Raw genomic sequence first — 19,528 nt, 5'->3', positions numbered from 1 at the left:
TGATTGCTGCCTTGTTGGAAGCCTAGTGCACCCGGTCTGCGCGACCGGGTGCACCGGGCCTGGTAATGCTGGGGGGAACTAGCCGTGCAGCGGCTTGCCGGCCAGCGCCAGGTGGGCTTCGCCGAGGGCTTCGTTCTGGGTGGGGTGGGCGTGCAGCAGCTGCGCCACGTCCTCCGGATAGGCTTCCCAGTTCACGATCAGCTGGGCCTCGCCCACCTGCTCGCCCATGCGGGCGCCGATCATGTGGACGCCCACCACGGGGCCGTCCTTCTGGCGGACCAGCTTGACCAGGCCGGACGTGCCCAGGATGGAGCTCTTGCCGTTGCCGGCCAGGTTGTACTCCTGGGTCTGCACCTGGTCTTCGCCGAACTTTTCCTTGGCGGCCTTCTCGGTGTAGCCAACGGTGGCGATTTCAGGCTCGGAGTAGGTGACCTTGGGGATGTTGATGTCCTCGACGACCACCGGCTTCAGGCCGGCGATTTCCTCGGCCACGAAGATGCCCTGCTGGTAGCCGCGGTGCGCCAGCTGAACGCCGGGGACAATGTCGCCCACAGCGTAGATGTTGCCCACGCCGGTGTGCAGGCGCTCGTTGGTGATGACGAAGCCGCGGTCGATGGTGATGCCCGCTTCCTCGTAGCCGAGGTTTGCGGTGACGGGGCCACGGCCCACGGCGACCAGCAGCAGGTCGGCTTCGAAGGTCTTGCCGTCCACCAGGGTGACCTTGACGCCGTCGTCATTCTGCTCCACGCCCTGGAAGAACACGCCGGTGGAGAACTTGATGCCCCGCTTCTTGAAGGCACGCTCGAAGTTCTTCACGATCGTGGCGTCCTCGTTGGGAACGAGGGAGGGCAGGCCTTCGACGATGGTGACGTCCACGCCGAACGACTTCCAGACCGAGGCGAACTCGACACCGATGACGCCGCCGCCGAGGATGATGGCGCTCTTGGGGATGAAGTCCATGGTCAGGGCCTGGTCGGAGGTGATGACCTTGCCGCCGATTTCGAGGCCCGGGAGGGTGCGCGAGTAGGAGCCGGTGGCCAGGACGATGTTCTTGCCCTTGTACGCGGTACCGTTCACCACGACGGTGTCGGTGCCCTGCAGCTTGCCTTCACCCTCGATGACGGTGATGCCCTTGGACTTGATGAGGCCCTGCAGGCCCTTGTACTTGCCGGCGATAATGCCGTCCTTGTACGCGTTGACGGCGTTGATGTCGATGCCGTCGAGGGTGACGTTCACGCCGTACTTGGCGGAGTCACGGGCGTGGTCGGCCAGCTCTGCTGAGTGCAGCAGGGCCTTGGTGGGGATGCAGCCGTTGTGGAGGCAGGTGCCGCCCAGCTTGCCCTTCTCCACGAGGCCGACGGTGAGGCCGAGCTGTACCGCACGCAGGGCCGCAGCGTATCCGCCGCTGCCGCCACCGAGTACCAGGATGTCGAATTCTTGCGCAGTTGCCTGATCGGCCACTAAAACGCTCCCTCGCGTGAACGATGACGCGATCAGCGCGCATCATCTGGTCTTGGAACTTGCACTGCCGTGATTATGTCAGCAGGGCAACTCTCTTGCATTTGTGACTACCGTGGTTCACCTTAGCGAACCACCTATCCATGCTCCACCTTGGCGCTGCGTTTGTGGAGCGCTTGTGTCCAGTGTCACGCGGCTCTGTGGCACAGGAATCACCTGCGCCCAAGAGCCGCGTGGCACCGGTTGCCGCGGTGTGGCTAGGCCGCCGGGGCGGCGTCCGCCAGGATGTCCTCCACGTAGGCGACGAGGGTACGCACCGTGCAGCCTGTGCCCTGCTTGTGCGTGTAGCCGTAGGGGCTGCCGTTGTTAAAGGACGGTCCTGCGATGTCGATGTGCGCCCAGGGAATCTGTTCGCCTGCCTTGTCCTTGCCCACGAACTCCCGCAGGAACACCGCGGCGGTCATCATTCCGCCGTGGCGTTCGCCGATGTTGGCGATGTCTGCGACCTGGGAGTCGAGGGTGGGGCGGAGCTCCTCCGGCAGGGGCATGGGCCAGACCAGTTCGCCGGCACGGTCCGCCGCTGCCTTGAGGGCGCCGGTGACGCTGTCCGATCCCATGACGCCGGCGGTGCGGTTGCCGAGTGCGATCAGCTGGGCGCCGGTAAGGGTGGCGACGTCGATGATCGCGTCAGGGTATTCACGGCTCGCAGCGACGATGCCGTCCGCCATCACCAGCCGGCCTTCGGCGTCGGTGTTGAGCACTTCCACGGTCTTGCCGCCGAACATGGTCAGGACGTCGGCGGGGCGGGAGGCGCCGCCGCCGGGCATGTTTTCGGCGATGCAGAGCCAGGCGGTCGCCTTGACCGGCAGGCCCAGTCCGGCCAGGGCCAGGACAGTGTTAAGGACGACGGCGGCGCCCGCCATGTCGCTCTTCATGTCGCCCATGTTCAGGGCCGGCTTGAGAGAGATTCCGCCGGTGTCGAAGGTGATCCCCTTGCCGACGAGTGCGATCTTTGCGGTGGCCTTGGCGGGAGAGTATTCCACCTTGACCAGGCGCGGCTGCCTTGTGGAGCCCTTGCCCACGCCCATGATGCCGCCAAAGCCTTCCTTCTCAAGGCGCTTCTCGTCCCAAACGGTGACCTTGACGGGCAGCCCTTTGGCGAGATCCCTGGCAGCCTCCGCGAAGGATTCGGGGTAGAGGTGGCTGGGCGGGGTGTTGACCAGGGACCGGGTCGCATTCACGGCCTTGGCCAGCAGGCCGGCCCGCTTCAGCGCGGAGGCCACCCCGCCGTTGCCGGCCAGTTCGGTGAAGATCACAGCGTTGCGGACGGGGTCCTTGAGGCCGTCCGTGGAGGACCGGAACTCGGTGAAGGAGTAGGCGCCAAGTGCGGCGCCCTCGGCGACGGCCGCGACGTCCTCCACTGTCGCCGTCGGAAACGCCAGGGTGACCGTGGGCAGGCCGGCCAGCTGCCGGATGGCTGATCCGGCGGCGCGGCGCAGTGCCTCACCCGTCAGGGGGGCGGTGGCCGAAACCTTGCCCACGCCGGCGAGGACAAGGGTGCCGGCACCGGTTTCGGGCAGCCCCGGCAGGCGGACCAGCTGGTCAGCGGCGCCGGTGACGCCAAGGGCCTTGAGTGAGTCTGCCACAGCTTCCGCGGACTTCGCGCTCAACGGGTTGTCCAGCAGTACGGGTCCGTCGGTGCCCTGCCCCACCCCGATGACAACTGCGTCGCTGGGGTTCCTCTTAAGGTCCCGCGAGACGGTACTAAGGTTTACTTCAGTATTCTTGACCACAGGGATGAGTCCTCAATTCTCGAAAACGTTCGGGCAGGGATGCATGTTGGGCGCTCTGCCATGGTGGCCCGGATCCGGCCGTTCCGGACGGTCCCAGGGTGCGTGCAAGCCAGCCTGGCAGGCCAGTTCCGATCGTAGCCCTTACCTCGGGCGGCGAAAGAATTTCCTGAGAGGTGCGCCACACAGGCCGGCGGAATGCCGGCTGCTCCTGCGGCGTTATGAATGATGTCCACCCCAACCCTGAAAGGAACATGCCGTGCTTGAACGGATTTCCGGCTCGCTGCTGGACCCCGACGCGCTCTACGCCAGCAACATCGAGCTGTTCCACAGCCCCGAACTCCAGGGGCTGAACATGGTCATGGGTTTCACCGGGTTCGCCGACGCCGGCCACGTGGTCAAGCAGATCAACACTGAGCTGCTGGACTCCCTCGATGCGCAGCCGGTAGCGGTCTTCGACGCGGACCAGCTGATCGACTACCGCTCCCGGCGCCCGCACCTTAGTTTCGTGGAAGACCACATCCAGGACTACCAGGAGCCCCGGCTGGCGCTGTACCGGCTGGTGGATGGGCTCGGCAAGCCGTTCCTCCTCCTGGCCGGCTTCGAACCCGATCTGCAGTGGGAACGGTTCGCCCGTGCCGTGGTGAACATCGTGGAGAAGCTGGACGTCAACCTGGTCACCTGGATCCACTCCATTCCCATGCCCGTGCCGCACACCCGGCCCGTGGGGGTGACCGTGCACGGCAACCGGCCTGAACTGATCGAGGGCATCTCCGTGTGGAAGCCCACCGTCGAGGTTCCCGCCGCCGTCGGCCACATCCTGGAGTTGCGCCTCGTGGAGGCCGGACGCAACGTTGCCGGCTACGTCATCCACGTCCCGCACTACCTGGCCGAAGCCGAGTATCCCACTGCCGCCGTCGCGGGGCTGGAATACCTGGGGGCTGCGACGTCCCTGATGCTGCCCACCGACCGGCTCCGGGAATCAGGGCGCGAGGTCAGCCGCCAGATCGCCGAGCAGATCGAGGCATCCGAGGAAGTCCAGCAGGTGGTTTCCCGGCTGGAAACCCGGTATGACGAGAAGGCGGACGGCATGGTGCGCCGATCGCTTCTGGCCAACGAAAATGATGAGCTTCCCGACGCCGATGACCTCGGCGCAGCAGTGGAGGCCTACCTGGCAAGGGAGAACCCGGGGCAGTAGTCCTGCGTCACAGCTTCCGGGAAAGCGGCCACCCGCCGGGCATAATGAAGAAGTGACTGCACCCCGCGCCTGGCTTATCTGGACCATTGGAATTTTCGGATACCTGGTGGCCGTGGCGCAGCGGACGTCGTTCGGCGTGGTGGGACTCGAGGCCACGGAGCGCTTCCACGCCACTGCATCCGCCATTTCCTTCTTCACGGTCCTGCAGCTGCTGGTCTACGCCGGACTCCAGATTCCCGTTGGCCTGCTGGTGGACAGGTTCGGTTCACGTGCCATGATCGCGGGCGGCGCAGTCCTGATGGGACTGGGGCAGCTCCAGTTGGCCTTTGCCGAAAGCATTCCCGCAGGAGTCCTCGGCCGCGTCCTGGTGGGGGCCGGCGATGCGATGACCTTCATCTCGGTCATCCGCCTCATCCCGCTGTGGTTCGCTCCCGCCCGCGTCCCCCTTGTCACCCAGCTGACCGGCATGTCCGGGCAACTGGGGCAATTGTTCAGTGTCCTGCCCTTCGCGCTGGTCCTGCACATGTCCGGCTGGACGCCAGCTTTCCTGATGCTCGCGGGGATGTCCGCGCTCGCCGTCGTGCTGGTACTGGTACTCCTGCAGGATGCCCCGCCGGGCACGGAGCGCCCGCACGCGCGCCAGGGGCTCAAGGCCACCGGGGCCTCCCTTGCCCGCGCGTGGCGCCAGCCCGGCACACGGCTGGGCATGTGGAGCCACTTCACCATCCAGTTCAGCGGCACGGTGTTCGCAATGACCTGGGGCTACCCGTTCCTGATCTCCGGGCAGGGCCTGGACGCCGGCACTGTTGCCGGGCTGATGGCGCTGTACGTCGCCGCCGCGATGGCCGTGGGGCCGTTCATCGGCCGGTTCGTCTCGCGGCATCCACTGCGCCGGTCCACTATGGTGCTGCTGATCGCCGCTGCCACTGCCGCCGCCTGGGCCGCGGTGCTCCTGCTGCCCGGGCGGGCCCCGCTGTGGCTCCTGGCCGGACTGGTGGTGGTGCTCGCCATCGGCGGCCCCGGCTCCATGATCGGCTTCGACTTCGCCCGCACCTTCAACCCCGCGCACCGGATAGGCACGGCCACCGGGATCGTCAACGTCGGCGGCTTCATTGCTGCCCTGGTGTCCATCTTCCTGATTGGCCTGGTCCTGGACCTCCTTTACGCGACGGGATTTTCGCAAGGCATCCTGTACGGCCTTGATCCCTTCAGGCTTGCCCTGAGCGTTCAGTTCGTGCTCCTGGCGTTCGGCGCGGCAGCCATCCTGGCCTCCCGCCGGAAGGTGCGCCGGCAAATGGCCGAGCAGGGGATCGTGGTGCCCCCGTTGCGCAGCGCCCTGGCCCGGCAGCGGCGCGAAAGCCTGGCCCGCCGCCGGCAGCCGGCACCAAGCGACGACTGACGTGGCGCCCTTCGTCCCGCACTGTTCCTCCACACAGGCCGTTTACGCACATAGCTGAGCCCGCGCCTGTCCGGGGAGCATCATGCAGCGGATGCTGAAGCCATGACAGCTTCACAACGACTGATAGTCCGTGGGCCGGAAGACATCCTTGGATTTATTCCGCATTCCCTCGGGTACTGGCCCGCCTCCAGCCTTGTGGCCATGACGCTGCACGGCACAAGGCTGGGGGCCACGCTGCGGCTGGACCTGCCAGGGCTGCAAACGCAGGCCGGCTCCGCCGCGTTCGCCCGCACCGTCCGCCGGTACCTCGAATCTGACCGGGGTGCCGACGGGGCTCTGCTCGCCGTTTTTACCAGCGACGCCGGAATCGTTCCGCCGTCCGACTGCCACCGCCTTATTTCCGTGGTGCAGTCGCATCTGGAACGCGCCGGCATGCCCGTCCGCGATGCCTGGCTGGTGGGCCGGGAGTATTGGCGGGACGCCTGGTGCAACGATGGTTCGTGCTGTCCGCTGCCGGGGCGTCCTGTGCAGGAGATCCAGGACAGCATGCTGAACGCCGAGATGGTGTACCGGGGGAGCAACGTGGGGCCGGCTCCGGGGGCCGGTGCCGTGGAGGCATCAGCAGGTTCCGCACTGCACGCTGCCGCCGTCCTTGAGGCACAGGCCGGCTGGGAGGAGGAGCTGGGCGGGAGGGCCCGAAGCCGGGCGCAGTTCCACGCCGTTCTCGGCTTCTGGGAGATGCTCCTGGGCCGGGTTGATGGGGCCACCTGGATACCGGACGTTGAACGGGATGGGTTCCTCCGCGCGACGCTGCTCGTCCCCGCCTGGCGCGACGCGGTGATGGTGATGGCCGCGGCGGGCAGGAGCGCAGCGGCTGCGGGCGCAGAACAGTTCGGTCTCTTTACCGACGGGGAAGAGAGCGGCGGCACAGACGTCTCCATGCTGCCGCTGCTGCCGCCGGCGGTTGCTTCCCGGCAGTCGCGGACGCGACTGAAAGCGGTGGGCGGAACCGGCCGCAAGGCGGGCCAGGTCCTGCGGGCAGGGCTGGACCCGGCCGCCCCCGTGTCTGCCTCCGCTCCCGCCGGTTACGGTGACGTCCTGATGGGTGTTGCCCCAAGCGTGCCTGACTGGGCCGGCCTGGACGCGCTGGATGGTGTTCTCCGGGAACTCGCAGTGCCCGGAGGGCCGGCGGCGGCCGCGGCACTGACGGTCCGGGGCTGGGTGGCGTGGTCCCGTGGGCGCGGCTCCTACTCCGCTGCCTACCTGGGCCAGGCCCTTGAGCTCGAGCCCGGGTACCGGCTCGCGGAGCTGTTGCTGCATCTGGTGGGAACGGGGACGCTCTGCGGCTGGGCGGCCCGGAAGGAAGCGGCGTGGCAAAAGTTTCATGACGGTTCCGCCGGGGGACAGGAGACGCCCTAACGGCGGCGGCAGTTCCGGGTGCCGCTCGGGCCGGAACCGGCGGCGCTGCAGGGCTGTTGGATCCGATGGCAGGCCGGGAGGCCGGAAACGGGCAAATCATGAGACAATGGATGCCGAGACCCGGTTGGGTCCGTGTATCGAGTGCTTGTGACAGTCCCCGCAAGGGAACATTACAGCCGCTCCGGGAGTTGTCTTAAGTGACTCTGCCGGCCGTGGTGGCGCTTGGTTTCCACCACGGACTTGACAGGGTCATAGTGGTGTTGCCCGTATGGTGATTCCACAGACCACCGCTAGAAAGGTTTTCTGTGACCCCGTCTTCCACGAAGAAGGATTCCGCCGCCCAGGATGTCTTGTCCCCTGAGGAGAAGCAGGCCGCGACCAATGCCAAGCGGGCAGCTACGCGGGCAGCCAACAAGGCTTCGGCCGGTACGGCTGCAGCGGACGGCAAGCGCGAGCCCAAAAAGCGTGGGCCCAAGCCCGGCGCCAAGGCTGCAGCAGAGGCTGCAGGAAAAGCCGCCGGAGACGTTGACCCGGATGAGGTCGAGGAAGTCGAGGAAGACCTTGACGACATCGTCCTTGAAGGACCGGACGCAGCAGAGGACGCCGATGCCGAGGCAGACGCCGATCCTGCCAAGGCTGCCGCGGGCAGCGGCAAGGGCTTTGTCTACTCCGACGCGGACGACGACGACGCCCCGGTGCAGCAGGTCATGTCTGCCGGTGCCACAGCGGACCCGGTCAAGGACTACCTGAAGCAAATTGGCAAGGTCGCGCTGCTCAATGCCGAGCAGGAAGTGGACCTTGCGCTCCGGATCGAAGCCGGGCTGTTCGCTGAAGAGAAGATCGCCGCCGACGACGGATCCATGGACCCGAAGTACAAGCGCGAACTCGAGTTCATCATCCACGACGGCAAGCGCGCCAAGAACCACCTGCTGGAGGCAAACCTCCGCCTGGTGGTCTCGCTGGCCAAGCGCTACACCGGCCGTGGCATGCTGTTCCTGGACCTGATCCAGGAAGGTAACCTGGGCCTGATCCGCGCCGTGGAGAAGTTCGACTACACCAAGGGCTTCAAGTTCTCCACCTACGCCACGTGGTGGATCCGCCAGGCCATCACCCGCGCCATGGCCGACCAGGCCCGCACCATCCGTATCCCCGTGCACATGGTTGAGGTCATCAACAAGCTGGCACGCGTCCAGCGCCAGATGCTGCAGGACCTGGGCCGCGAACCCACGCCTGAAGAGCTGGCGCTTGAACTGGACATGACCCCCGAAAAGGTTGTCGAAGTCCAGAAGTACGGCCGTGAACCGATTTCGCTGCACACGCCCCTTGGCGAGGACGGCGACTCCGAGTTCGGTGACCTGATCGAGGACTCGGAAGCCGTTGTTCCGGCTGACGCCGTGAGCTTCACCCTCCTGCAGGAGCAGCTGCACTCGGTACTGGATACCCTCTCCGAACGCGAGGCCGGCGTGGTTGCCATGAGGTTCGGCCTGACCGACGGACAGCCGAAGACTTTAGACGAAATCGGAAAGGTCTACGGCGTCACCCGCGAACGCATCCGCCAGATCGAGTCCAAGACCATGTCCAAGCTCCGCCACCCCTCCCGGTCGCAGGTGCTTCGGGACTACCTGGACTAAGCCTGTCCGCAGGAACAGCCGGACGGTATAGAAGGGGCCGTTCCGGAACCACCATCGGGTGGTTCCGGAACGGCCCTTTCTTTCAGGAGAGACGGCGGAGGTCCTTAAACGCCTGCGGGACCCTTCCGTGGTGGAAGGATCCCGCAGGGTTAGTTGTTACCGATGCCTCATCTAGTCGATTTCCACGGGAGCTTTCTCGTGAAGCTTTCCCGTCTCGTCGTGCCAGTCGGAGCTCAACGGCTTGAGCGTCGCCTCGACTGCACGGGCGTGGTGGCCGCAGAACAACAGCTCACCGCCGGAGGACTCGAGTACAACCCGGACATATGCCTGAGCTCCGCAACGGTCGCACCGGTCCAGTGCATTTAGTGTGCGGTCTGCCACTGCTGTTGTCATGTCGGCCTCCTTAGTAGATCAGTACATCTATATAACCAGCATTCGTATCCAATCCATCGCAAGGATGGGGCAAGTTCGCTGTGCGCGTATCCGCAAGGTTCAGTCAAGAAATGCCGAGTTCCACCGGTCACGCAGGCCCGTGGCGTGCCGCACAGCGGCCGGAGGGTGTGGCAGGCGCCTGTCGGCGCCGCCGGCGACTACCCTAGAAGGTGCGGTCCCAGCGCCGCTTCCACGTCCCTGAAGGAGTTCATCACCAGTGGCACCAAGCTCTGAGTACACCGCCCGGCACCTCTCCGTACTGGAAGGCCTCGAGGCCGTCCGCAAACGCCCGGGCATGTACATCGGCTCAACCGACTCACGCGGCCTCATGCACTGCCTCTGGGAAATCATCGACAACTCCGTGGATGAGGCCTTGGCCGGCTTCGGCCACGACATCCGCATCATCCTCCATGCGGACAATTCCGTGGAGATCCACGACGACGGCCGCGGCATCCCCATCGACAAGGAGCCCAAGACGGGACTCACCGGCGTCGAAGTGGTCTTCACCAAGCTGCACGCGGGCGGCAAATTCGGCGGCGGCTCCTACACCGCCTCCGGCGGCCTCCACGGCGTGGGCGCCTCGGTGGTCAACGCCCTGTCCTCGCGACTCGACGTCGAAGTGGACAGGGGCGGCAAGACCTACCGGATGTCCTTCCGCCGCGGTGAACCGGGCCGGTTCAAGGACACCGGATCCCGCCTCGACCCGGCGGCACCCTTCACGCCGTTCGTCGACGACTCCGTGCTGGACATCGTGGGCAAGGCCAAACGCGGGGTCACCGGAACGCGGATCCGCTACTGGGCCGACCGGCAGATATTCACCCCCGACGCCAAGTTCTCCTACGAGGACCTGGTTGCCCGTGCCCGCCAGACCTCCTTCCTGGTGCCCGGCCTCAAGCTCACCGTCCGGGACGAACGCAGGCTTGCCGGGACGCCCGGCGAAGCAGGCCCGCACGAGGAGGTCTTCCACCACGACGGCGGCATTTCGGAATTCGCTGAGTTCCTGGCCGTTGATCCGGCAGTCACTGATGTCTGGCGGCTGCACGGAGCAGGGAAGTTCAAGGAGACCGTCCCGGTCCTGGACGAGCGGGGCCACAGCCAGCTGGCCGAGGTGGAGCGCGATTGCGAGGTGGATGTGGCGCTTCGCTGGGGCATCGGCTACGACAGCACCGTACGCAGCTTCGTGAACATCATCGCCACCCCCAAGGGCGGCACACACCAGTCAGGCTTTGAGCAGGCGCTGGTCAAAACCTTCCGCAAAGCGGTGGAGACCAATGCCCGCAAGCTTAAGGCCGGCAATGACAAGATCGAAAAGGACGACATCTTCGCCGGCCTCACCGCGGTGCTGACGGTGCGGCTGGCCGAACCCCAGTTCGAGGGGCAGACCAAGGAAATTCTCGGCACCAGTGCCGTCCGCGCCATCGTGGCCCGGGTGGTGGAGCGGGAGATTTCCGCCAAGCTGGCCTCCAGCAACAAGAACGACAAGGCCCAGTCCTCGCTGCTGCTCGAAAAGATCGTCAACGAGATGAAATCCCGCATCTCGGCCCGCGTGCACAAGGAGACGCAACGGCGGAAGAACGCGCTGGAAACGTCCTCGATGCCCACCAAGCTCGCTGACTGCCGGACGGACGACGTTGAACGTTCGGAACTGTTCATCGTGGAAGGCGACTCGGCGCTGGGCACTGCCAAACTGGCCCGCTCCTCCGACTTCCAGGCCCTGCTGCCCATCCGCGGCAAGATCCTGAACGTCCAGAAGGCCTCGGTGGGGGACATGCTCTCCAACGCGGAGTGCGCAGCCCTCATCCAGGTGGTGGGGGCAGGATCCGGCCGCAGCTTCGACATCAGCGCGGCCCGCTACGGCAAGGTCATCCTCATGACGGACGCCGACGTGGACGGTGCCCACATCCGTACCCTGCTGCTGACCCTTTTCTTCCGGTACATGCGGCCCATGATCCTCGAGGGCCGGGTCTTCGCCGCCGTTCCGCCGCTGCACCGGGTGGAAGTCATCAACGCCGGCCAGAAGGCCAACGAGATGATCTACACCTACTCCGAGGCCGAACTGCACGTGCTGCTGGCCCGCCTGGCGAAGGAGGGGAAGCGGTACAAGGAACCGATCCAGCGCTACAAGGGCCTGGGGGAGATGGACGCCGAGCAGTTGGCCGAAACCACCATGGACCCCCGGCACCGCACCTTGCGCAAGGTGGGGATTGAAAACGCCCAGCAGGCGGAGGAGATCTTCGACCTGCTGATGGGCTCGGACGTGTCGCCGCGCAAGGACTTCATCATCGCCGGCGCATCCAGCCTGGACCGGGAGCGCATCGACGCCTGACGGGCGCACCGCTTTCTACAGGCTCAACCGTCGGCACCAGGCAGCCACAACCACCGGCGTGAACAACGACGGCGACGCTTCAGCCGAGCAGTCCCGGAACCACCAGCAGTGCCGTGGGCAGCGCCAGCAGGAGGACGCTGCCGGCCATGACGGCGGTGCGGACGGCGGCGGGAAGCTGGGGCTGGGGCGTCAGCAGGCGGCTGACCCGCGACGCTGCCGTACGGACTGAATCCGAGCCGGGACCGCCGGAGGCCGCCTCGAGGCCGGACAGTGCAACGGTGGGCGACGCCGGGCGGATATCACCGGTGCCTCCATTACCTGCCGAGCCGCTGGCCACAATGGCGATGGCCTTGATGAGCGTTGCCTTGCTTTCGGTGCGGAGGGCAACGTCGTCGGCCAGCATTTCAATGAGCGAGTTCACCGACTCCTGGGCGAGCCGGGTGGTGGGCAGCCACGGGAGTGCCTGCCGCCACGCCGCGAATGCCCACAGCAGGAGGTGGTGCCGCTGGCTCAGGTGGGCATTCTCGTGGATCAGGACGGCACGCAGTTCCGCCGGTTCGAGGGCAGCCATCAGGCCATCCGACAGGACCGTCACGGAGCGTGCGCCACCCGGAAGGCAATAGGCCACGGGGGAATCGTGGCTGATGACCAGGGTTCCGGCGTCCTGGCCGGATGGCGAGGCCAAAAGGGCGAGCAGTTCACGGTGCCGGCGCCGCTGCCGCTGGATCTTGTAGTAGGTCAGCAACAGTGTGAAGACCAGGTGGGCAGTGAGCAGCGCGGCGGCGGACAGCGCAAAGATATGCCAGAAGCCCAGTGCGGTGGTGGGAGCGTTGAACAAAACCATTCCGGCAAGCGCCCGGAGCCCCGCAATGAGGTTGTCCCCGATGGGCTCCAGCCCGTAGACCAGCATGGCACCGATCATCGAAAGCCCACCTGCGAGCGCGATTGCCTGCCACAGCAGCATTGCCGTGAACGGAGACCTGGCCGGCCACTGTGCCCGCGACAGGAGGATCGGCACCGGCCACGCCAGGATTATCGCAAGGACCGCCAGCAGGTATGAGGCCCAGAACATGGTGTGCTAGACGTGGCCCAGCAGTTTGCGCAGCGTCTCGGCTTCACCTTCGGACACGGACCCGATGAACCGGGCCAGGACGGCTTCGCGGTCCGGCGCCGATCCGAGGACCTCGTGCATCAGTTCCGCGGTGTGGTCCGCACGGCTGGACACCGCCTGGTAGCGGTGGGGCCGGGTTCCGCGTTCGCGCTCTACCAGGCCTTTCTTCTCCAGGCGGGAGAGGACGGTGAGCACCGTTGTGACAGCCAGTTCCTTGCCTTCATGGCCCGGTCCGCCCTGCGCGGCGGACGTCCGCGCCAGTTGATCCCTCAGGGTGTTGGCCGTAGCCGCTTCCTGGCCCGCCCAGAGCAGGTCCATGACCGCCCGTTCCAGTTCACCAAGACTAGCCATTTCACTTTTCCTTTATTTCCCCGCACCGGGCGCTTTGGGGAGCACGGTGACGTCACGCGGTTGTTCAACTACAGACTTAAATTTACCCCGAAACCCGGGAACCTTCTACATCGGGTAGAACATCTGGCGCGCCGCACCCCGGCGGGGGATCCTAGGGGGAGGGCGATTCGTTTTCGTACCGCCATCGAGGATGTTCTACACTTTGTAGAAGTTGGAGTTCTACGTAGCGTAGAAAACTGCATCGGCTAACAGTAGGGACCGCCATGGACGCCTTGGAAATCGCACGCTGGCAATTCGGCATCACCACCGTTTACCACTTCATGATGGTGCCGCTGACCATCGGCCTCGGCCTGGTGGTGGCCGTCATCCAGACCGCCTGGTTCCGCACGGGCAAACCCGAGTACCTGCGCATGACCAAGTTCTGGGGAAAGCTGTTCCTCATCAACTTCATCATGGGCGTCGCCACCGGCATTGTGCAGGAGTTCCAGTTCGGCATGGCATGGAGCGAATACAGCCGCTTCGTGGGCGACGTCTTCGGTGCCCCGCTGGCCCTCGAGGCGCTCTTGGCCTTCTTCGTCGAATCCACCTTCCTGGGACTGTGGATTTTCGGCTGGAAGCAGCTCAAGCCGGCCATCCACCTCGCATGCCTCTGGGTGGCCGTCATCGGTTCAGCCCTCTCCGCCTACTTCATCATCGTGGCCAACAGCTGGATGCAGCACCCGGTGGGCGTGCAAATGGTGAACGGCCGGCCCGTCATGACCGACGCCTGGGCGGTCTTTACCAACAACACCGCACTGGTGGCCGTCCCGCACACCCTGTTCGGAGCCCTTGCCGTAGCCGGCGGCTTCCTCCTTGGCATCGCCTGGTACCACCTGTGGCGCAGGCGGCACGACGGCGTCGACACCGTGGGTGCCGACGGGCGGGTCATCCCCGGTGAGGACACGCGCATTCCCGGCCGGGACCGCGCCGACTACAGCGTGTGGATCCGGTCCCTGCGCATTGGTGCCGTGGTGGCCATGATCTCGTTCGCGGGCACGGCCGTCACCGGTGACCTCCAGGGCAAGCTCATGTTCCAGCAGCAGCCCATGAAGATGGCCGCCGCCGAGGCCGCCTGCCATGACGGCACAGGCTTCTCCGTACTGAGCGTGGGCAACGTGGGCTCGAAGAACTGCGATGACGTCGTGGCAGTGATCGAGGTCCCCGGCATCCTCTCATTCCTGGCCAAGGGCGACTTCACCACCGAGGTGAAGGGCGTCAACAGCCTGCTGCCCGAGTACAAGGAAAAATACGGAAGCACCGTCCCGGACAACCCGATCTACGGTGACCGCGCCGGCCAGGAGATCCAGTACGTGCCCGTCATGGAAGTCACCTACTGGGGCTTCCGGATGATGATTGGCTTTGGCGGCCTCGCCGCGCTGGCTGCGCTGGTGGCACTCTGGATCACCCGCAAGGGGACGGTGCCGGAATCCCGCTGGCTGATGCGATTGGCAGTGTTCGGCATCCTTGCACCCTTCGGTGCCAACGCCGCCGGCTGGATCTTCACCGAGATGGGCCGCCAGCCCTTCGTCGTGGCGCCCAACCCCGACCCGAGCGGCATCGACCAGGTGTTCATGTTCACCGCCGCCGCCGTGTCACCCGGGGTGTCCGCGGGCGAGTTGATCGCCTCGCTGGTTGCCCTGACCGCGGTGTACGCCGTCCTGCTGGTGGTGGAAGTGAAGCTGCTGGTCACATACATCCGCGGCGGCGTGGTCTCCGCGATGCCGGAACTCGGCCACGCCCCGACGGACGAGAACGAGGATGAAACCCCGGGCCCCGACGGCGGCTCCAAACCCGCTGACGACGTCCTGGCCTTCGCCTACTAGCAGAGGAAACACACAATGGAACTGCTGCCCACCATCTGGTTCATCGCCATTGCGGTGCTGTGGACCGGCTACCTTTTCCTCGAAGGCTTCGACCTGGGCGTAGGGATGCTGATGAAGCTCTTCGCCCGCAACAACACCGAACGCCGCGTGCTCCTAAACACCATCGGACCCGTCTGGGACGGCAACGAGGTGTGGCTGCTCACCGCAGGCGGTGCCACCTTCGCCGCCTTCCCGCTCTGGTACGCCTCGTTGTTCTCCGCGCTCTACCTCCCGCTGCTGGTGGTCCTGCTCGCCCTGATCTTCCGCGCGGTGGCGTTCGAATACCGCGGCAAGGTGGACACCGACAGCTGGCGGAACCGCTGGGACTGGGCCATCGCGCTGGGGTCCTTCCTTGCGGCCTTCGGCGTCGGCGCCGCGCTGGCCCTCACCACCACGGGCCTGCCGCTGAACGCCAACGGTGACCGCGAAGGCGGCCCCATGGCCTGGTTCAGCGGTTACGCCCTGCTGGGCGGGCTCGCAGTGGTGGGTTTCTCACTGCTCCACGCCCTGGCCTTCCTGGCACTCAAGACCGACGGCGACGTCCGGCACCGGGCACGCCAGTGGTTCGTGCGGCTCCTGCCGGTCCTGCTCCTGCCCATTGCAGCGTGGGTCCTTGCCATCCAGTTCCTGGACGGGAAGCCCTGGACATGGGCCGCCGTCGTCCTGGCCGTAGGCGCGGCCGCCACCGCGTGGCTGGTGGCCCGCAAAGGCTCCGAAGGCAGGGCGTTCCTGTTCCTGGGCGCCTTCCTGGTGCTGGGCACCGCCTCCATCTTCGGTGCCGTGTTCCCGGTGGTGCTCCCTTCGACACTGGACAGCGCCTTTGACCTCACCATTTCCAACGCCTCGTCCTCGAACTACACCCTGGGACTGATGAGCATTGTGGCGGCCTTCGGGCTTCCCCTGGTCATTGCCTACCAAGCCTGGACCTACTGGGTCTTCCGCCGCCGCGTCAGCGCCGCGCACATCCCGGAGGCCCACAGCTTCCTCCCGGCCATTGCCGCCAAGGCCTTCACCACCAAGGGCTGACGTGCGGCCCACCTTCCCGGCAGGCCCGGCAACCCGATCAGCCATCTACTGGCTGGGACTCCTGGCCGCGCTCAAAGCCCTGTCCCTGGTCCTCATCGGCCAGGCCGTGGCCTCCGTCCTGGCGGGGCTCGCCGCCGGGAACCCTGGCTGGGAGAGCCAGCTGACCGCCGGACTTGCCGGCGTCGTGCTCCGCTCCCTGACGGTATGGGGACAGGCCGTCGCCGCCCGACGGTCGGCACTGGGGGTCAAGGAAGAGCTTCGCGGGGAGCTCCTGGAGCGCGCCCTGCGTACCGGCGTTCGCGCTTCAGGGCCCGGCGACGGCGGCCTGGCGGTGCTGGCAACGCGCGGCCTGGACGCCCTGGACAGCTACTACACCCAGTTCCTTCCCGCGCTGGTCAACTGTGCCGCCATTCCGCTGCTGCTGGGCGCCCGGATCCTCTTCGCGGACTGGGTCAGCGCGCTGGTCATCGTGCTCACCGTGCCGCTGATCCCTTTGTTCATGGTGCTGATCGGCCGGTACACGCAGGACAGCGTGCGCCGGGCCCAGGCGTCGCTGGCCCGGCTGTCCGCCCACATGCTTGAACTCGCCAAGGGCCTGCCGGTCCTGGTGGGCCTGGGCAGGGCCACAGCGCAGCGCAAGGCCCTGGAGGAGATCTCGGAGGAGTACCGGTCCCGCACCATGGGGACGCTGCGGACCGCGTTCCTGTCCGCGTTGGCACTGGAACTCATCGCCACCATCTCGGTGGCCGTGGTTGCTGTGTTCATCGGCGTCCGGCTGGTCCACGGTGACATGCCCCTGGAAGCCGGCCTGCTGGCCCTCCTCCTGGCGCCGGACTGCTACCTCCCCCTGCGGGAACTGGGCACCGCACACCATGCCAGCGACGACGGCCGGGTGGCCCTCGCGGAAACCGCCGCGGTGACCGGTGCGCCCCAACCAGCCCCCCTGCCCGCTGCCAGGGCCGGCAGGCCCGGCGCCCCGCTCGAGGTCACCGCACTCACCGTGACGTATGGCGGACGGTCCGCGGCCGCCGTCGGGCCCCTTACCTTCACCGCGCCCCAGGACAGGATTACGGCGCTGGACGGGCCCAGCGGCGCGGGCAAGAGCACCGTCCTGGGCGTGCTGGCAGGCACCGTCGGCACCGATGGCGGGACCGGCAGCACGGGTACCCGCATCACCGGATCCATCAGCGGCCTGGACCGCCGGCTGGTGGCCTGGGTGCCGCAGCATCCTGTGATGGTGGCCGGAACGGTCCTGGACGAGGTGCTGCTTTACCTGTCGCCGGATACTGCCTACGGCCCGGACCGGTTCACCGCCGAGGACGCGGCACGGCAATGCCTGGAACGTGCGGGAGCCGGACACCTTGCAGCAAAACACCAGGCGGAGCTCAGCCCGGGAGAGCTGCGGCGCGTGGCACTGGCCCGCGGGCTGGCCCGGATCGAGGCCGGAGCGACGCTCCTGCTGCTTGACGAGCCCACCGCACACCTGGATGACGCGTCCGCAGCCATCGTGGAAGAAGCCATCCGGCGGCTCCGCGGCAAGGTCACCGTGGTCCTGGTGGCCCACAACCAGCGCACCCGGCAGCTTGCGGACGTGCTGGTGCCGGTAAAGCCTGCGGGCAAGGTTGCGGCAGGGCAGCACGCGGACGGCGTCCTCCTGTCCGCAGCCGCCGCGCCCCCCGACTTTCCGGAAAGCAACTCCCCGGGCGGCGGGGACACCGGCAGCACGCCACCGGCGGACACCCGGGCCCCCGCCCAGTCCGCAACTGGACCGTCCGCAACCGGCACTGCCCGCCTCCTGGCAGCGCTGCTTGCCCCCGTCCGGGGCAAATTCGCCGCCGCGGCCCTCGTCGGCACCCTCGCGGCCATTTTCGCCGTCGCGCTGTCCGGCCTGTCCGGCTGGCTGATCATCCGCGCCAGCGAGCAGCCGCCCATTCTTTACCTCCTGACCGCCATCGTGGGGGTGCGGTTCTTCGGCATCGGGCGGGCCGTTTTCCGATACTGGGAGCGGTTGCTGCTGCACGACGCCGTGTTCGCCGCCCTGACCCGCTTGCGCGGCCGGCTCTGGGAATCCCTGAGCCGCAGGGCCCTGTCGCTGCGCCGGTTGCTGCAGGGCGGAAACGTCCTGGGCACGGTGATCGACGACGTCGACACCGTCCGCGACCTCCTGCCCCGCGTGGTGTTGCCGCCCGTCACGGCGCTCGCGGTATCCGCCCTGGCGGTGGCAGCCACCGGAATGCTGGTGCCGGCAGCCCTTCCCGCCGTGGTTGCCGCAGCTGCCTGCGGCCTGCTCCTGGCGCCCGCCGCTGCGCTGTGGGGCGACCGCAGGTCGGCGGCCGGCGAGCAGTCCCTGCGATCGGGCGTCCTGCGCCGCGTGACGGCAGCCCTGGACGCGCGCGCCGAACTGCACGCCAACGGCGTAGCTCCCCGCGTGCTTGAGGCGCTGCTGGCCGAGGACCGGGAAGCAACCCGCGCCTCACAGCGCTCCGCCTGGGCTGACGGGCTGGGACACGCCGTTGCCACCGCCGCATGCGGCACGGCGGCACTGGCTGCTGCCTGGCTGGCCGCCCCGAATGTCCTCGCGGCGCAGGTTGCCCCGGCCACGGCAGCCGTCATTGTCCTCCTGCTCCTGGCACTCGTGGAGCCCTACGCGGCGATGACGACGGCGGTGCGCCAGTTCCCGGCGCTCCGTGCCGTCCTGCGCAGGGTGGGGGAGTCCGGCGCACTCGAGGACGGCACTGACACCCCCGATGGTCTGCAGTCTGTTCCCGGCAGGACCAGCACCGAGCCAGGTGTTGAGCTGGTGGACCTGGCCGCGGCGTGGCCGGGAGGCGCACCGGTCTTCTCGGGCGTGGACGCAGTGGCCGCGCCGGGGCACTGGCTGGCGGTCACCGGCCCCTCCGGCTCGGGAAAATCCACCCTGCTCTCTGTCCTGCTGGGTTTCCTGCCGCCAGCGGCCGGACATGTGAAGGTCACCGGCCGCGCCGCGTGGTGCCCGCAGGAGGCCCACCTGTTCGACTCCACCATCCGCGGGAACCTGCTGCTGGGCAGGGCGCCGGGCAGCGCTGACGCGGGCAACGCTGGATCCCGCGCAGGGGACCGTGAGCTGGAAGCCGTCCTGGCCGCCGTCGGACTTGACGGGCTGGTAGGCCGGCTGCCGGCGGGACTGGACACCCGGATCGGACCCGGGGGTGCCTTCCTGAGCGGCGGAGAGCGCCAGCGCCTGGCGGTGGCACGGACGCTGCTGACGGGCGCGGAAGTGATCCTGCTGGATGAGCCCACCGCCCACCTCGACGCAGAGTCCGCCGCCGCCATGCTGGCAGACCTCCGCGCCGGCTTGCGCCACCGCACCGTGGTGCTGGTGACCCACAACCCCGCGGACATCCATGCCGGCGACGCCCGGTTGGACCTCTCCGTATGCGCGGAGCGGCCGCGGGAGTCGCTGGCCCGTTCGCGCTGAGGTCCGGAAGGGGCTGCGCGGCCCGCTGT

The 19,528-nt window shown here is 67.2% G+C and carries 13 protein-coding genes; 8 read left to right on the top strand and 5 right to left on the bottom strand.

Features of this window, described 5'->3' with window-relative positions:
• Window positions 1–78 precede the first annotated feature (78 nt).
• Window positions 79–1,461 (bottom strand): dihydrolipoyl dehydrogenase, encoded by a 1,383-nt coding sequence (gene lpdA, locus AB0313_RS19430; RefSeq protein ID WP_141940904.1) that lies wholly within the window; start codon window positions 1,459–1,461, stop codon window positions 79–81.
• Between the two features lie 254 nt (window positions 1,462–1,715).
• Window positions 1,716–3,251, bottom strand: coding sequence for a leucyl aminopeptidase (locus AB0313_RS19425; protein ID WP_366307686.1), 1,536 nt, complete (start codon window positions 3,249–3,251; stop codon window positions 1,716–1,718).
• 256 nt (window positions 3,252–3,507) lie between these two features.
• On the opposite strand from AB0313_RS19425, the gene AB0313_RS19420 reads away from it, so the two are divergent.
• From AB0313_RS19420 to AB0313_RS19405, 4 genes are all read left to right on the top strand, one after another.
• Entirely contained in the window at window positions 3,508–4,446 is a 939-nt protein-coding gene (locus AB0313_RS19420; protein ID WP_141940906.1) for a PAC2 family protein, read from the top strand.
• 52 nt (window positions 4,447–4,498) lie between these two features.
• Window positions 4,499–5,845 (top strand): MFS transporter, encoded by a 1,347-nt coding sequence (locus AB0313_RS19415; RefSeq protein ID WP_141940907.1) that lies wholly within the window; start codon window positions 4,499–4,501, stop codon window positions 5,843–5,845.
• Window positions 5,846–5,947: 102 nt separating this feature from the next.
• Window positions 5,948–7,264 (top strand): DUF4192 family protein, encoded by a 1,317-nt coding sequence (locus tag AB0313_RS19410; RefSeq protein WP_366307684.1) that lies wholly within the window; start codon window positions 5,948–5,950, stop codon window positions 7,262–7,264.
• Between the two features lie 305 nt (window positions 7,265–7,569).
• Window positions 7,570–8,895, top strand: coding sequence for an RNA polymerase sigma factor (locus AB0313_RS19405; RefSeq protein ID WP_366307682.1), 1,326 nt, complete (start codon window positions 7,570–7,572; stop codon window positions 8,893–8,895).
• A 171-nt stretch (window positions 8,896–9,066) separates the two neighbouring features.
• Here the strand turns inward: AB0313_RS19405 and AB0313_RS19400 are convergent, their stop codons facing one another.
• Window positions 9,067–9,288, bottom strand: a complete 222-nt coding sequence (locus AB0313_RS19400; protein ID WP_018761086.1) for a hypothetical protein — start codon at window positions 9,286–9,288, stop codon at window positions 9,067–9,069.
• A gap of 256 nt (window positions 9,289–9,544) precedes the next feature.
• Between AB0313_RS19400 and AB0313_RS19395 the strand changes: the two genes are divergently transcribed.
• Window positions 9,545–11,653 (top strand): DNA topoisomerase IV subunit B, encoded by a 2,109-nt coding sequence (locus AB0313_RS19395; protein WP_307310418.1) that lies wholly within the window; start codon window positions 9,545–9,547, stop codon window positions 11,651–11,653.
• Window positions 11,654–11,732: 79 nt separating this feature from the next.
• Here AB0313_RS19395 and AB0313_RS19390 read toward each other — a convergent pair whose 3' ends face one another.
• Window positions 11,733–12,725 carry a M56 family metallopeptidase gene (locus AB0313_RS19390; RefSeq protein ID WP_141940910.1) on the bottom strand — a complete coding sequence of 331 codons (993 nt, stop codon included), beginning with the start codon at window positions 12,723–12,725 and terminating at the stop codon, window positions 11,733–11,735.
• 6 nt (window positions 12,726–12,731) lie between these two features.
• Window positions 12,732–13,115 carry a BlaI/MecI/CopY family transcriptional regulator gene (locus tag AB0313_RS19385; protein ID WP_015936823.1) on the bottom strand — a complete coding sequence of 128 codons (384 nt, stop codon included), beginning with the start codon at window positions 13,113–13,115 and terminating at the stop codon, window positions 12,732–12,734.
• Window positions 13,116–13,378: 263 nt separating this feature from the next.
• On the opposite strand from AB0313_RS19385, the gene AB0313_RS19380 reads away from it, so the two are divergent.
• Genes AB0313_RS19380 through cydD form a run of 3 tightly spaced genes read left to right on the top strand, consistent with a single transcriptional unit; the run spans window position 13,379 to window position 19,499 of the window.
• Window positions 13,379–14,977 (top strand): cytochrome ubiquinol oxidase subunit I, encoded by a 1,599-nt coding sequence (locus AB0313_RS19380; RefSeq protein ID WP_307310425.1) that lies wholly within the window; start codon window positions 13,379–13,381, stop codon window positions 14,975–14,977.
• 15 nt (window positions 14,978–14,992) lie between these two features.
• Window positions 14,993–16,042, top strand: coding sequence for a cytochrome d ubiquinol oxidase subunit II (gene cydB, locus AB0313_RS19375; RefSeq protein ID WP_366307678.1), 1,050 nt, complete (start codon window positions 14,993–14,995; stop codon window positions 16,040–16,042).
• A gap of 1 nt (window position 16,043) precedes the next feature.
• Complete coding sequence (cydD, locus tag AB0313_RS19370; protein ID WP_366307676.1) at window positions 16,044–19,499, top strand: thiol reductant ABC exporter subunit CydD; 3,456 nt, start codon at window positions 16,044–16,046, stop codon at window positions 19,497–19,499.
• Window positions 19,500–19,528 lie beyond the last annotated feature (29 nt).

The sequence above is a fragment of the Pseudarthrobacter sp. NPDC080039 genome (assembly GCF_040702335.1).
In the GTDB taxonomy this organism is placed as follows: domain Bacteria; phylum Actinomycetota; class Actinomycetes; order Actinomycetales; family Micrococcaceae; genus Arthrobacter; species Arthrobacter enclensis_A.
This window is presented reverse-complemented; position numbering and strand designations above follow the sequence as displayed.